Raw genomic sequence first — 14,156 nt, 5'->3', positions numbered from 1 at the left:
CTATACCAAAATGCGACAATAGGGGCGGTTGCGTAATACTTTTTTTCATTGATTTTGCTTATACGGCAACGATTGCGTCCCGGTAAAAAAGAAGACGTAAACGTTAAACTGGTGAGAAGGAAAGGCATGTCTAAGATTGAAGCGGTATTTTTTGACTGCGACGGTACGCTGGTCGACAGTGAGGTCATCTGTTCCCGCGCGTATGTCACCATGTTCCAGGAATTTGGCATTACGCTCGATCTCAGTGAAGTGTTTAAGCGCTTTAAGGGCGTGAAGCTTTACGAGATTATCGACATTATTAACGCCGAGCATGGCGTCAGCCTGGCAAAGGCTGAACTGGAGCCGGTCTACCGCGCCGAGGTCGCACGTCTGTTCGATGCGGAGCTGGAGGTGATTGCCGGCGCAAACGCCCTGCTGGACGCGATGACGGTGCCAATCTGCGTGGTCTCTAACGGCCCGGTCAGCAAAATGCAGCATTCGCTTGGCAAGCTCAATATGTTGCACCATTTCCCGGAAAAGCTGTTCAGCGGCTACGATATTCAGCGCTGGAAACCCGATCCGGCACTGATGTTCCATGCAGCGAAAGCGATGGGCGTGAACGTGGAGAACTGCATTCTGGTGGATGACTCCACCGCGGGCGCGCAGTCGGGGATTGATGCAGGCATGGAGGTGTTTTACTTCTGCGCCGATCCGCATAACAAGCCAATCGATCATCCTAACGTGACGACCTTTACCGAACTGGCGCAGCTGCCGGCGCTGTGGAAGGCGCGCGGGTGGGATATTACTCGCTGAAAAAACAAAGCCGGATGGCGCTAACGCTTATCCGGCCTACAGGGCTCGCAGGCCCGGTAAGCGCAGCGCCACCGGGCATATTACCGCGGATTACTCTTTCGGATCTTTACCGGCCAGCAGCTTATCCAGCTCGTCGCCGCCCACGTGACGAAAATCCTGCCCCTTCACGAAGTAGAAGATGTATTCACAAATGTTCTGGCAGCGATCGCCGATGCGCTCGATCGAGCGCGCGCAGAACAGCGCGGTCAGCACGCTTGGAATGGTGCGGGAATCTTCCATCATGTAGGTCATCAGCTGACGCACGATGCCCTCGTACTCCTGATCGACCTTCTTGTCTTCACGGTAGATACGTACCGCTTCGTCGAGATCCATACGCGCAAAGGCATCCAGCACGTCGTGCAGCATCTGTACGGTGTGACGCCCCAGCGACTCCAGGCTTACCAGCAGCGGCTGGTGCTGCTGGGAGAACTTCTCCAGCGCGGTGCGGCAAATTTTATCCGCCACGTCGCCGATGCGCTCCAGTTCGGCAATAGTCTTGATAATCGCCATCACCAGGCGCAGGTCGCTCGCCGTTGGCTGGCGCTTGGCGATAATGCGCACGCAGGCCTCGTCAATGGCCACTTCCATCATGTTGACCTTCTGGTCACCCTCGATGACGCGCTTTGCCAGCTCGCTGTCCTGGTTGTGCATGGCGGTGATCGCATCGGAGAGCTGCTGCTCCACCATGCCGCCCATGGTCATGACCTGAGTGCGGATACTTTCCAGTTCAGCGTTGAACTGGCCTGAAATGTGTTTGTTAAGGTTCAAATTATCCATAGCGCACTCCTCAATCAGCCGTAGCGGCCTGTGATGTAATCTTCCGTTTGTTTCTTCGCCGGGCGGGTGAAGAGCGCGTCCGTATCGCTAAACTCGATCAGCTCGCCCAGGTACATAAACGCCGTGTGGTCGGAACAACGCGCCGCCTGCTGCATGTTGTGCGTCACGATAACAACGGTGTAATCCTGCTTCAGCTCGGTGATCAGCTCTTCGATACGACCGGTGGAGATCGGGTCCAGCGCCGAGCAAGGCTCGTCCAGCAACAGCACTTCCGGGCGAATGGCGATACCGCGCGCGATGCACAGACGCTGCTGCTGACCGCCGGAGAGAGAGTAACCGCTCTGGTGCAGTTTATCCTTGGTTTCGTTCCATAATGCGGCCTTGGTCAATGCCCACTGCACGCGCTCATCCATATCGGCGCGAGAGAGTTTCTCAAACAGGCGTACGCCAAAAGCGATGTTGTCATAAATGGACATCGGGAACGGCGTCGGCTTCTGGAACACCATGCCCACTTTAGCGCGCAGCAGCGCGATATCCTGGGAATGGTTAAGGATATTTTCGCCATCCAGCAGGATTTCACCTTCGGCGCGCTGTTCCGGATAGAGGGAATACATTTTGTTAAAGGTGCGCAGCAGCGTCGATTTCCCGCAGCCGGACGGACCGATAAATGCCGTAACCTGGTTCTTTGCGATATCCAGGTTGATGTTCTTCAGGGCATGGAATTTGCCGTAGTAGAAGTTCAGATCGCGAACCGAAATTTTACCCGGTGCAGTATCAACCATACTCATTGACTCATTTCCTCATTCGGCGCCGCGATGTGCCGCGCCGTAAAAATTTAACCGTGTTTCTTCTTCGCGAAAATGACGCGCGCCAGAATGTTCAGCAGCAATACGCACAGGGTGATGATTAACACCCCTGCCCAGGCCAGCTGCTGCCACTCAGCAAACGGGCTCATCGCAAATTTAAAAATGGTCACCGGCAGGTTGGCAATCGGCTGCATCATATCCGTGCTCCAGAACTGGTTGGAGAGCGCGGTAAAGAGCAGGGGGGCCGTTTCCCCGGCGATACGTGCCACCGCCAGCAGAACGCCGGTGATGATCCCGGAAACCGACGCCTTAAGGGTGATAGCGGAGATCATCTTCCACTTCGGCGTACCCAGCGCATAGGCCGCTTCGCGCAGGCTGTCCGGCACCAGCTTCAGCATGTTTTCGGTGGTACGGATAACAATCGGCACCTGCAACAGCCCCAGCGCAATTACCCCTGCCCAGCCGGAGAAATGCTCCATCTGGGTCACGACGATGGTGTAGACAAACAGGCCGACCACAATCGAGGGGGCAGAGAGCAGAATGTCGTTGATAAAGCGGATCACCTCAGCCAGCAGGGATTTGCGGCCATACTCCGCCAGATAGATCCCTGCCATAATGCCGAGCGGTGTACCAAAAACGGTCGCCCACAGAATTAACAGGCCGCTCCCCGCCAGGGCGTTCGCCAGGCCCCCCCCCGCCGTGTTTGGCGGCGGCGTCATCTCGGTGAAGAGCGCCAGCGACATTCCGTCAATACCGCGGGTGACGGTGGAGAACAGGATCCAGATAAGCCAGAACAGACCGAACGCCATGGTCGCCATCGAGAGCGTCAGCGCGATACGGTTTTTAAAACGGCGCTTCGCCTGCATTTTGCGGCGGGATTCCGCAAGCTGAGCCGTCTGTTGCATTTCAAGCGTCGTCATTAACGTGCCCCCTCGTTTTTCGCCAGGCGCATAATCATCAGCTTAGAGATCGCCAGTACGATGAAGGTGATCACAAACAGAATCAGCCCCAGCTCCATCAGCGCCGCAACGTGCAGACCGGACTCCGCTTCGGCGAACTCGTTCGCCAGCGCCGAGGTAATACTGTTACCCGGCATATAGAGCGACGCGCTGTCGAGCTGGTAGGTGTTGCCGATGATAAAGGTCACTGCCATGGTTTCACCGAGCGCGCGCCCTAAGCCCAGCATAATGCCGCCGATCACCCCATTTTTGGTGAACGGAAGAACGATGCGCCAGATCACTTCCCAGGTGGTACAGCCGATACCGTAGGCCGACTCTTTCATCATCACCGGGGTTTGTTCAAAGACATCGCGCATCACCGCCGCGATGTAGGGAATAATCATGATAGCGAGGATCACGCCAGCGGCCAGAATGCCGATACCAAACGCCGGGCCGGAGAAGAGCGCGCCGACAAACGGGATGGCGGAAAGCACGTTGCCCACCGGCTCCTGGAAGTAAGTGGCAAACAGCGGCGCGAAGATAAAGAGCCCCCACATGCCGTAAACGATACTCGGAATAGCCGCCAGCAGCTCAATGGCGATCCCCAGCGGGCGTCTGAGCCAGTTTGGCGCCAGCTCCGTCAGGAACAGGGCGATACCAAAGCTTACCGGCACCGCAATCAGCAGAGCGATCAGAGAGGTAACCAGCGTACCGTAAATCGGCACCAGCGCCCCGTAGATATCGTTTGGCGCATCCCACTCTTTGGTCCACAGGAAGGAGAAACCAAACTTTTGAATGCTCGGCCAGGAGGAGAAAATCAGGGAGACGATGATGCCGCCCAGCAGCAATAGCACAATCAGCGCAGCCAGTCTTACCAGCGCGCTGAAAATCATGTCACCTTTTTTACCCGGAGGGTTAAATACAGGCTTGGTTGCAGCCATAAATTACTCTTCTTTATGAGACGTCTTACGAATATGCCCGGTGGCGCTGGCGCTTACCGGGCCTACAGGATGAACCGTAGGGCGGGATCGCTACGCGCCACCCGCCATCTTCGTCAAAAATATCCTGTTAGTACAGCGGTTTACCGCTACTGTCTTTTACGCTGGTTTTCCATGCCGCACGAACCTGCTCAACCACGCTCTCCGGCAGGCTGGCGTAATCCAGGTCGTTAGCCTGTTTGCCGCCGTTTTTATAGGCCCAGTCGAAGAACTTCAGCACTTCAGTGCCCTGCTCGGGCTTCTTCTGCTCTTTGTGCACCAGGATGAAGGTGGTGGAGGTGATTGGCCACACGTCGTCACCTTTCTGGTTGGTCAGATCCTGAGCGAAAGATTTGCTCCAGTCCACGCCTTTCGCGGCGTTGGAGAAACTATCTTCCGTCGGGCTTACCGGCTTACCATCAGCAGAAACCAGCTTGGTGTACGCCAGGTTGTTCTGCTTGGCGTAAGCATATTCTACGTAGCCGATAGAGCCAGGCAGACGCTGTACGAACGCGGCGATACCGTCGTTGCCTTTACCGCCCAGACCGGTCGGCCAGTTAACCGTAGAGCCGGAGCCTACTTTCGATTTCCACTCTTCGTTCACTTTCGCCAGGTAGCTGGTGAAGACGAAGGAGGTGCCGGAACCGTCCGCGCGGCGAACCACGGCAATGTTCTGTGACGGCAGTTTCAGGCCAGGGTTGAGCTTAGCGATCGCTTCGTCATCCCATTTTTTAATTTTGCCAAGGTAGATGTCGCCCAGGGTTTTACCATCCAGCACCAGCTCGCCAGATTTCAGGCCCGGAATGTTCACGGCCAGCACCACGCCACCGATTACGGTCGGGAACTGGAACAGCCCTTCCTGAGCCAGCTTCTCGTCAGACAGCGGCGCGTCGGATGCCCCGAAATCGACGGTATTCGCGGTAATTTGTTTAACGCCACCGGAGGAGCCGATACCCTGATAGTTGACCTTATTTCCGGTCTCTTTCTGGTAGGTATCTGCCCATTTGGCATACACCGGCGCAGGGAAGGTTGCACCAGCGCCAGTCAGGCTTGCCGCTGCGTTTACAGCGAAAGCGCTCATCGATAAGGTCGCGGCGACAACAGTTGCGACGGTGGTACGCATAACTTTCATAATGTCTCCTGCACGGTTTCGTAAATCGTTGTTTGAGTTGCTACGTTGAGCAAAATAGGACATACAGGTGACAGTTAAATGTACGAAATATGACAGTTTTATGACAAAGAAAATTTCACTTAAAAATCAGCAAAATAGTTTATAATAATCAGATATTTAGCTACAAACATGACAGTACTTTTTCAGTACTATTTTCTTTATATGACACCGAAAAAAGTCGCTGAAGATGACAAAGTGACATCATTAAAAAAGCACAAGAATTGAGCAAATAAATAAACCAGGCAGGGTAAAAAAGCTCCACCCGGAGGTGGAGCCTGGAGGGATTACTCGACGGTAACGGATTTCGCCAGGTTACGCGGCTGATCGACGTCGGTGCCTTTAATCAGCGCGACGTGATAGGAGAGTAATTGCAGCGGAACCGTGTAGAAGATAGGCGCAATCACCTCTTCGACGTGTGGCATCTCGATAATGTGCATATTATCGCTGCTGACAAAACCAGCGTCGCGATCGGCAAACACATAAAGCTGACCACCGCGGGCGCGAACCTCTTCGATGTTGGATTTCAATTTTTCCAGCAGCTCATTGTTTGGCGCCACGACAATAACCGGCATATCGGCATCAATCAGCGCCAGCGGACCGTGTTTCAGCTCGCCTGCCGCATAGGCTTCGGCGTGGATGTAGGAGATCTCCTTCAGCTTCAGCGCCCCCTCCAGCGCGATCGGATACTGATCGCCGCGCCCCAGGAAGAGAGCGTGGTGCTTGTCGGAGAAATCTTCGGCCAGCTGCTCGATACGTTTGTCCTGGGAAAGCATCTGTTCAATGCGGCTCGGCAACGCCTGCAGACCATGAACAATCTCATGCTCAACTTCAGCATCCTGGCCTTTCAGACGCGCCAGCTTCGCCACCAGCATCAGCAGCACGGTCAGCTGTGTGGTGAAGGCTTTGGTGGAGGCCACGCCAATTTCCGTCCCGGCTTTGGTCATCAGCGCCAGATCGGACTCACGTACCAGCGAGGAGCCCGGCACGTTACAGATAGCCAGCGAGCCAAGGTAGCCCAGCTCTTTCGAAAGACGCAGCGCCGCCAGCGTATCTGCCGTTTCGCCCGACTGCGACAGGGTAATCATCAGGCTGTTACGGCGCACGGCGGATTTGCGATAGCGGAACTCGGAAGCGATCTCCACGTCGCAAGGGACGCCTGCAAGCGATTCAAACCAGTAACGGGAAACCATACCGGAGTTATAGGAGGTACCGCAGGCGACAATCTGGATATGCTCCACCTGCGCCAGCATGTCGTTCGCGTTGGCGCCCAGCTCGCTCAGATCCACTTCACCGTGACTGATACGGCCGGTTAGCGTGTTTTTAATCGCGTTCGGCTGCTCGTAGATCTCTTTCTGCATGTAGTGACGGTAAGCGCCTTTATCGCCCGCGTCGTATTGCAGATTAGATTCAATCTCCTGACGCTTAACTTCAGCGGCGCTGGTATCGAATACGGTGACGCTGCGACGAGTGACTTCCGCAATATCGCCCTCTTCCAGGAAGATAAAGCGACGTGTCACCGGCAGCAGAGCCAGCTGATCGGAGGCGATGAAGTTTTCCCCCATGCCCAGGCCGATAACCATCGGGCTACCGGAGCGGGCCGCCAGCAGGGTATCCGGATCGCGGGAGTCCAGGATAACCGTACCGTAAGCGCCGCGCAGCTGCGGGATAGCGCGCAGTACCGCATCACGCAGCGTACCGCCTTGCGCCAGCTCCCAGTGAACCAGGTGCGCAATCACTTCGGTGTCGGTCTCAGAAACAAAGGTGTAGCCGCGCGCTTTCAGCGTTTCGCGCAGCGGTTCGTGGTTTTCAATAATGCCGTTATGCACGACCACGATATGTTCAGAAACATGCGGGTGAGCGTTGCCTTCTGACGGCTCGCCATGGGTCGCCCAGCGGGTATGTGCGATACCGGTTCCGCCATGAAGCGGATGTTCTTCCGCCGCCTGGGCCAGCATCTGTACTTTACCGAGACGGCGCAGACGGGTCATATGCCCTTCAGCATCGACAACGGCCAGACCGGCAGAGTCGTAACCACGGTATTCCAGACGACGTAAACCTTCGAGAAGGATTTCAGCAATATCACGCTGCGCAACTGCGCCAACAATTCCACACATAGTTAAATTTCCTGATTATGGCGATATGCCATGCGTTGTCGCTGACCTGTTTTGCCCTTTCCGGGCGCCCCGAGCCTTGTAGAGAGTGGGGTTATTTTTATGGGTACTGCTTTTGGGGGGAGGATTATATTATCCCCTCACCCCGGCCCTCTCCCCAAAGGGGCGAGGGAGAAAAACACCGCACCGAACGATCCTCTCTCCCTTGCGGGAGAGGGGCAGGGTGAGGGGTAAATCCGTTACTTTTTCTTCACCGGGCGTTTCCAGCCCTGCTTGTGCACCTGCGGCACGCGGCTTAACACTAATTCATTATCCGCTACGTCGCGCGTTACGGTCGTTCCGGCGGCAATGGTTGCGCCATTCCCGACGGTGACAGGCGCCACCAGCTGCGTGTCGGAGCCAACAAACACGTCGTCACCGATGATGGTTTTAAACTTATTCGCGCCATCGTAGTTGCAGGTAATGGTCCCTGCGCCGATGTTCACGTTATCGCCGATTTCCGCATCGCCCAGATAGGTGAGGTGACCGGCTTTGGAGCCTTTACCCAGACGCGCCTTTTTCATCTCAACAAAGTTACCGACGTGCGCGCCTTCCAGCAGCTCGGCGCCCGGGCGCAAACGCGCAAACGGACCGATGGTGCAGGCCGCATCAAGACGCGCATCTTCCACCACGCTATAGGGGCTAATTTCGCAGTCGTCGCCGATCACGCTGTTTTTAATCACCGAGCCCGCGCCGATTTTGACGCGATCGCCCAGCGTCACGTTGCCTTCGATGATAACGTTCGCATCGATCTCCACGTCGCGCCCGTGATTCAGGGTGCCACGCAGGTCAAAACGTGCAGGATCGCGCAGCATGCCCCCCGCCAGCAGCAGTTTTCCCGCCTGCTCGGCCTGATAAATACGCTCAAGGCGGGAAAGCTGCAGGCGGTTGTTCACGCCTTCCGTTTCGCTAATACGCGCCGGATGCACGGCGGCAATTTCACGTCCTTCCTGATGCGCCAGCGCGATAATATCGGTGATGTAATATTCACCCTGCGCGTTGTTGTTGTTCAGCTTCGACAGCCAGCGCTTCATATCTGCGCCGTTAGCGATCAGGATACCGGTATTGATCTCCTGAATCTGGCGCTGTTCGTCGGTGGCATCTTTATGCTCGACAATACCCGTCACCTGGCCGTTTTCGCGGGTGATGCGGCCATAGCCGGTGGGATCGTCCAGCACAACGGTTAACAAACCAATACCGCCCTGCGGTTTCGCTTCACGCAGACGGGAGAGCGTCTCCACGGAGATCAGCGGAACATCCCCGTAGAGCATGAGAATATCTTCGTCATCGGCAAAGTGCGGCGCAGCCTGCTGCATAGCGTGGCCTGTTCCAAGCTGTTCTGCCTGGAGCACCCAGTTAAGATTGTCATCACGCAGCGTTTTTTTAAGCAGATCGCCGCCGTGACCGTAAACCAGATGCACGTTAGTCGCGCCTAATTCATTTGCCGCATCAATAACATGCTGCACCATCGGCTTTCCTGCGAGGGTGTGCAGCACTTTTGGGATATCGGAATACATACGGGTACCTTTGCCAGCGGCAAGGATGACCACGCTCATCGTATTATTCAACATACGCGTCCTGACTGTAATTTAGGTGGAAAGTAAAACCCTTTAACGTTGAAAATTCTACATATTTTGCAGCATAAAATGGAACGCTGTTAAAACACGCAATAACGCTTTCTGACAGGCGTTTCAGGCCAGTTTTACGGTCAGAGTAAATCACTTTTCCTTCGGAAAATAGCTTTCTTGCAGCAACTCGTCAGACACCACAACAGGTTAGCTATTTTTTCGTCTTATGAATAAAGATCGGGAGAGCTTTTATGGGAGGAGGGGAGGAGGGGAGGAGTAAGAACAGTCAGGACTTCGCCAGATGGCGCGTTGCTTATCACACAACGGTAAGCGCGGCGCCTCTCGGCGTTCAGCAAATTAGTGGTTGAATGTACCGAAAGAGAAATTCATGTTGCTGAACAGAGCGATGATTTTATTGATCAGTTTCATAGGGGCATCCTGATTTTGTTGGCGTTGATAATGTGACCTGCATCACAAAACAAGTCTATACCTCAAAATTTGACCGATCAATATTTTTGTGACGAATATCACAAAATAATAAAACCCGATTTCAGTTTCATAAAAGTGGAAACGCAGCCATAAAAAAAGCCAGCCTGATAACCAGACTGGCTTTTGTGCTTTTCAAGCCGGTGTTACATCGCTTTCTTGGTCAACTCGATAACGCGCAGTTTCGCGATCGCTTTGGCCAGCTCCGCAGACGCCTGTGCGTAATCCACGTCACCGTGAGAGCTCTTAATGTGCTCTTCCGCTTTACGCTTGGACTCCAGGGCTCGCGCTTCGTCGAGATCCTGGCCGCGAATTGCGGTATCAGCCAGAACGGTCACGCTGCCTGGCTGCACTTCAAGAATGCCGCCGGACAGATAGATAAACTCTTCATGACCGAACTGCTTAACGATGCGGATCATACCAGGCTTAATGGCGGTGAGCAGCGGTGCGTGCCCGGGGAAGATCCCCAGTTCACCTTCACTACCCGTTACCTGGATTTTCTCGACCAGACCAGAGAACATTTGTTGCTCTGCGCTGACGACGTCCAGGTGGTAAGTCATTGCCATATCACCCTCCGATTAAGGCGTTAAAGTTTTTTGGCTTTTTCCACAGCTTCGTCGATGGAACCAACCATGTAGAACGCCTGCTCCGGCAGGTGATCGTATTCGCCTTCCATGATGCCTTTAAAGCCACGGATGGTGTCTTTCAGGGAAACGTATTTACCCGGAGAACCGGTAAAGACTTCCGCTACGAAGAACGGCTGGGAGAGGAAGCGCTGGATCTTACGTGCGCGTGCTACCACCAGTTTATCTTCTTCAGACAGTTCATCCATACCCAGGATGGCGATGATGTCTTTCAGTTCCTGATAACGCTGCAGGATGGACTGTACGCCACGCGCGGTGTCGTAGTGCTCCTGACCAACCACCAGCGGGTCCAGCTGACGGCTGGTGGAGTCCAGCGGGTCAACGGCCGGGTAGATACCCAGGGAAGCGATCTGACGGCTCAGTACCACGGTTGCGTCAAGGTGCGCAAAGGTGGTGGCTGGTGACGGGTCAGTCAAGTCATCCGCCGGTACGTATACCGCCTGTACGGAGGTGATAGAACCGGTTTTGGTGGAGGTGATACGTTCCTGCAGAACGCCCATCTCTTCCGCCAGGGTCGGCTGATAACCTACCGCTGAAGGCATACGGCCCAGCAGTGCAGATACTTCAGTACCGGCCAGGGTGTAACGGTAGATGTTGTCGACGAACAGCAGAACGTCACGACCTTCATCACGGAATTTCTCCGCCATGGTCAGGCCGGTCAGCGCAACGCGCAGACGGTTTCCCGGCGGCTCGTTCATCTGGCCATACACCAGGGATACTTTGTCGATAACGTTGGAGTCGGTCATTTCGTGGTAGAAGTCGTTACCCTCACGAGTACGTTCACCTACGCCCGCAAACACAGAGTAACCGGAGTGTTCGATCGCGATGTTACGGATCAGCTCCATCATGTTTACGGTTTTACCTACGCCCGCACCACCGAACAGACCTACTTTACCGCCCTTCGCGAACGGACACATCAGGTCGATAACTTTGATGCCGGTTTCCAGCAGTTCCTGAGAGTTAGACAACTCTTCATAAGACGGCGCCGCGCGGTGGATAGCCCAACGCTCTTCTTCGCCAATCTCGCCTTTCATGTCGACCGGTTCGCCCAGTACGTTCATGATACGGCCCAGGGTTGCTTTACCTACCGGGACTTCGATCGGGTGCTCGAGGTCTTTAACATCCAGACCGCGACGCAGACCGTCGGAAGAACCCATGGCGATGGTACGTACGATACCGCCACCGAGCTGCTGCTGAACTTCCAGCACCAGACGCTCATTACCATTCTGCACCTCAAGGGCGTCGTACACGCGCGGTACGGCATCCTGAGGGAACTCGACGTCAACTACGGCGCCGATTACCTGGACAATTTTTCCAGTAGCCATCTTGAATCCTCTACGAAATAACCTGGTTAAACCGCGGCGGCCCCCGAGACGATCTCGGTGAGTTCCTGAGTAATGCTGGCCTGACGAGCTTTGTTGTATACCAACTGCAGCTCTTTAATCAGGCTGCCGCCATTATCGGTTGCGGCTTTCATCGCCACCATACGTGCGGCCTGCTCGCTGGCCAGGTTTTCTACCACACCCTGATAAACCTGAGATTCCACATAACGACGCAGCAGGGTATCCAGCAGCGCTTTCGGATCGGGCTCATACAGGTAATCCCAGGATTTACGCTTCAACTCTTCATCTTCTGATGCCGGCAGCGGCAGCAGCTGAGTGATAGTCGGAACCTGAGACATGGTGTTAATAAATTTGTTGCTGACAACATACAGCTTGTCCAGACGGCCTTCATCATAGGCCTGCAACATCACTTTAACCGGACCGATCAGTTCAGACAGGGACGGGTTATCACCCATACCGGTCACCTGCGCGACGATGTTTGCGCCTACGGAGTTAAAGAAAGAGACGCCCTTAGAGCCGATCATTGCGATATCGCACTGAACGCCTTTATCGGACCATGCTTTCATATCCGCCAGCACTTTTTTGAACAGGTTAATGTTCAAGCCGCCGCACAGACCACGGTCGGTCGACACCACCAGGTAGCCCACGCGCTTAACGTCGCGTTCTTCCAGGTAAGGGTGCTTATATTCCAGATTACCGTTCGCAAGGTGACCAATCACGTTGCGCATGGTATCTGCATAAGGACGGCTGGCCGCCATGCGCTCCTGCGATTTACGCATTTTGGAAGCGGCGACCATCTCCATCGCTTTAGTGATCTTTTGCGTGTTCTGGACGCTTGCGATCTTACTACGTATCTCTTTTGCGCCGGCCATGAGCTTCTCCTCAATGCCTTACGGCCTGCCCTGAGACAGGCCGTCAGACGTTACCAGGACTGGGTTGCTTTGAAGGAATCGAGGATGCCTTTCAGCTTGCCTTCGATTTCGTCGTTGTAGCCACCGGACTGGTTGATCTCTTGCATCAGCGGAGCGTGATCACGGTCAACGTATGCCAGCAGAGCGGCTTCGAAGCTACCGATTTTCGCCAGTTCGACATCCGCCAGATAACCACGTTCTGCCGCGAACAGAACCAGAGACTGCTGCGCGACGGACATCGGCGCATACTGTTTCTGTTTCAGCAGCTCGGTCACTTTCTGACCGTGGTCAAGCTGTTTACGGGTTGCATCGTCAAGGTCAGATGCAAACTGGGAGAACGCTGCCAGTTCACGATACTGCGCCAGCGCGGTACGAATACCACCGGACAGTTTCTTCATGATCTTGGTCTGTGCTGCGCCACCTACACGGGATACGGAGATACCCGGGTTAACCGCAGGACGAATACCGGCGTTAAACAGGTTGGTTTCCAGGAAGATCTGACCATCGGTAATGGAGATTACGTTGGTCGGAACGAATGCGGAAACGTCACCTGCCTGCGTTTCGATAATCGGCAGCGCGGTCAGAGAGCCGGTTTTCCCCTGCACTTCACCTTTGGTGAAGGCTTCAACGTATTCGGCGTTAACACGCGCAGCACGCTCCAGCAGACGAGAGTGGAGGTAGAATACGTCGCCCGGGAATGCTTCACGTCCCGGCGGACGACGGAGCAGCAGAGAGATCTGACGGTAAGCAACAGCCTGTTTAGACAGGTCATCGTACACGATCAGCGCATCTTCACCGCGATCGCGGAAGTATTCGCCCATTGCGCAACCTGCGTATGGCGCCAGGTATTGCAGAGCAGCAGATTCAGAAGCGGTAGCCACCACAACGATGGTGTTCGCCAGCGCGCCGTGTTCTTCCAGCTTACGCACCACGTTAGAGATGGTGGACGCTTTCTGGCCGATAGCCACGTATACGCATTTGATACCGGAATCGCGCTGGTTGATGATGGCGTCGATAGCCAGAGCGGTTTTACCGGTCTGACGGTCGCCGATGATCAGCTCACGCTGACCACGACCGATTGGGATCATGGCGTCAACGGATTTATAACCGGTCTGCACCGGCTGATCGACCGACTGACGTTCGATTACGCCCGGTGCGATCGCTTCAACGGCGGAGAAGCCGTCGTTATCCAGCGGACCTTTACCGTCGATTGGCGCGCCCAGGGTGTTAACCACACGGCCCAGCAGGCCACGGCCAACCGGCACTTCCAGAATACGGCCAGTACACTTAACCTTCATGCCTTCGGCGAGGTCAGCGTAAGGACCCATCACAACCGCACCTACGGAGTCGCGCTCCAGGTTCAGTGCGATAGCGTAACGGTTACCCGGCAGGGAGATCATCTCACCCTGCATACATTCGGCCAGGCCGTGAATGCGGATAACACCGTCGCTTACAGAAACAATAGTACCTTCGTTGTGCGCTTCGCTCACAACATTGAACTGAGCAATGCGCTGCTTGATCAGTTCGCTGATTTCGGTGGAATTCAGTTGCATG

12 protein-coding genes are annotated in these 14,156 nt (G+C 55.0%); 1 reads left to right on the top strand and 11 read right to left on the bottom strand.

Annotated elements, in window-relative coordinates:
• The first annotated feature begins 126 nt into the window (after positions 1-126).
• Positions 127-792 (top strand): 6-phosphogluconate phosphatase, encoded by a 666-nt coding sequence (gene yieH, locus BN3796_RS01185; protein WP_061706627.1) that lies wholly within the window; start codon positions 127-129, stop codon positions 790-792.
• A 90-nt stretch (positions 793-882) separates the two neighbouring features.
• On the opposite strand, the gene phoU is transcribed toward yieH, so the two are convergent.
• From phoU to atpA, 11 genes are all read right to left on the bottom strand, one after another.
• Complete coding sequence (gene phoU / locus BN3796_RS01180; RefSeq protein ID WP_061706626.1) at positions 883-1,608, bottom strand: phosphate signaling complex protein PhoU; 726 nt, start codon at positions 1,606-1,608, stop codon at positions 883-885.
• Positions 1,609-1,622: 14 nt separating this feature from the next.
• Complete coding sequence (gene pstB, locus BN3796_RS01175) at positions 1,623-2,396, bottom strand: phosphate ABC transporter ATP-binding protein PstB (protein WP_061706625.1); 774 nt, start codon at positions 2,394-2,396, stop codon at positions 1,623-1,625.
• Between the two features lie 47 nt (positions 2,397-2,443).
• On the bottom strand, positions 2,444-3,334 hold the full coding sequence (gene pstA, locus BN3796_RS01170; RefSeq protein ID WP_061706624.1) for a phosphate ABC transporter permease PstA: 891 nt from the start codon (positions 3,332-3,334) through the stop codon (positions 2,444-2,446).
• Positions 3,334-4,293: a phosphate ABC transporter permease PstC gene (gene pstC / locus BN3796_RS01165; protein WP_061706623.1), complete on the bottom strand. Its 960-nt coding sequence runs from the start codon at positions 4,291-4,293 to the stop codon at positions 3,334-3,336. The genes pstA and pstC overlap by 1 nt, the downstream gene beginning before the upstream one ends.
• A 127-nt stretch (positions 4,294-4,420) precedes the next feature.
• On the bottom strand, positions 4,421-5,461 hold the full coding sequence (gene pstS / locus BN3796_RS01160; protein WP_061706622.1) for a phosphate ABC transporter substrate-binding protein PstS: 1,041 nt from the start codon (positions 5,459-5,461) through the stop codon (positions 4,421-4,423).
• A 323-nt stretch (positions 5,462-5,784) separates the two neighbouring features.
• On the bottom strand, positions 5,785-7,614 hold the full coding sequence (gene glmS / locus BN3796_RS01155; protein ID WP_061706621.1) for a glutamine--fructose-6-phosphate transaminase (isomerizing): 1,830 nt from the start codon (positions 7,612-7,614) through the stop codon (positions 5,785-5,787).
• A 236-nt stretch (positions 7,615-7,850) separates the two neighbouring features.
• Positions 7,851-9,221: a bifunctional UDP-N-acetylglucosamine diphosphorylase/glucosamine-1-phosphate N-acetyltransferase GlmU gene (gene glmU, locus BN3796_RS01150; protein WP_061706620.1), complete on the bottom strand. Its 1,371-nt coding sequence runs from the start codon at positions 9,219-9,221 to the stop codon at positions 7,851-7,853.
• Positions 9,222-9,850: 629 nt separating this feature from the next.
• Complete coding sequence (locus BN3796_RS01145; RefSeq protein ID WP_040077708.1) at positions 9,851-10,270, bottom strand: F0F1 ATP synthase subunit epsilon; 420 nt, start codon at positions 10,268-10,270, stop codon at positions 9,851-9,853.
• 20 nt (positions 10,271-10,290) lie between these two features.
• Positions 10,291-11,673, bottom strand: coding sequence for a F0F1 ATP synthase subunit beta (gene atpD, locus BN3796_RS01140; protein WP_061706619.1), 1,383 nt, complete (start codon positions 11,671-11,673; stop codon positions 10,291-10,293).
• A 26-nt stretch (positions 11,674-11,699) separates the two neighbouring features.
• Positions 11,700-12,563: a F0F1 ATP synthase subunit gamma gene (gene atpG, locus BN3796_RS01135; RefSeq protein WP_061706618.1), complete on the bottom strand. Its 864-nt coding sequence runs from the start codon at positions 12,561-12,563 to the stop codon at positions 11,700-11,702.
• 50 nt (positions 12,564-12,613) lie between these two features.
• Positions 12,614-14,155 (bottom strand): F0F1 ATP synthase subunit alpha, encoded by a 1,542-nt coding sequence (atpA, locus tag BN3796_RS01130; RefSeq protein WP_061706617.1) that lies wholly within the window; start codon positions 14,153-14,155, stop codon positions 12,614-12,616.
• Position 14,156 lies beyond the last annotated feature (1 nt).

This window comes from Pseudenterobacter timonensis, assembly GCF_900021175.1.
Lineage (GTDB): Bacteria > Pseudomonadota > Gammaproteobacteria > Enterobacterales > Enterobacteriaceae > Enterobacter > Enterobacter timonensis.
This window is presented reverse-complemented; position numbering and strand designations above follow the sequence as displayed.

What these genes read in the sequence shown, in the direction of transcription:
- atpA (WP_061706617.1), bottom strand. Translation starts at nt 14,155, where the DNA reads ATGCAACTGAATTCCACCGAAATCAGCGAACTGATCAAGCAGCGCATT.
- pstC (WP_061706623.1), bottom strand. Translation starts at nt 4,293, where the DNA reads ATGGCTGCAACCAAGCCTGTATTTAACCCTCCGGGTAAAAAAGGTGAC.
- glmS (WP_061706621.1), bottom strand. Translation starts at nt 7,614, where the DNA reads ATGTGTGGAATTGTTGGCGCAGTTGCGCAGCGTGATATTGCTGAAATC.
- pstA (WP_061706624.1), bottom strand. Translation starts at nt 3,334, where the DNA reads ATGACGACGCTTGAAATGCAACAGACGGCTCAGCTTGCGGAATCCCGC.
- pstB (WP_061706625.1), bottom strand. Translation starts at nt 2,396, where the DNA reads ATGAGTATGGTTGATACTGCACCGGGTAAAATTTCGGTTCGCGATCTG.
- atpG (WP_061706618.1), bottom strand. Translation starts at nt 12,563, where the DNA reads ATGGCCGGCGCAAAAGAGATACGTAGTAAGATCGCAAGCGTCCAGAAC.
- pstS (WP_061706622.1), bottom strand. Translation starts at nt 5,461, where the DNA reads ATGAAAGTTATGCGTACCACCGTCGCAACTGTTGTCGCCGCGACCTTA.
- yieH (WP_061706627.1), top strand. Translation starts at nt 127, where the DNA reads ATGTCTAAGATTGAAGCGGTATTTTTTGACTGCGACGGTACGCTGGTC.
- atpD (WP_061706619.1), bottom strand. Translation starts at nt 11,673, where the DNA reads ATGGCTACTGGAAAAATTGTCCAGGTAATCGGCGCCGTAGTTGACGTC.
- glmU (WP_061706620.1), bottom strand. Translation starts at nt 9,221, where the DNA reads ATGTTGAATAATACGATGAGCGTGGTCATCCTTGCCGCTGGCAAAGGT.
- phoU (WP_061706626.1), bottom strand. Translation starts at nt 1,608, where the DNA reads ATGGATAATTTGAACCTTAACAAACACATTTCAGGCCAGTTCAACGCT.
- BN3796_RS01145 (WP_040077708.1), bottom strand. Translation starts at nt 10,270, where the DNA reads ATGGCAATGACTTACCACCTGGACGTCGTCAGCGCAGAGCAACAAATG.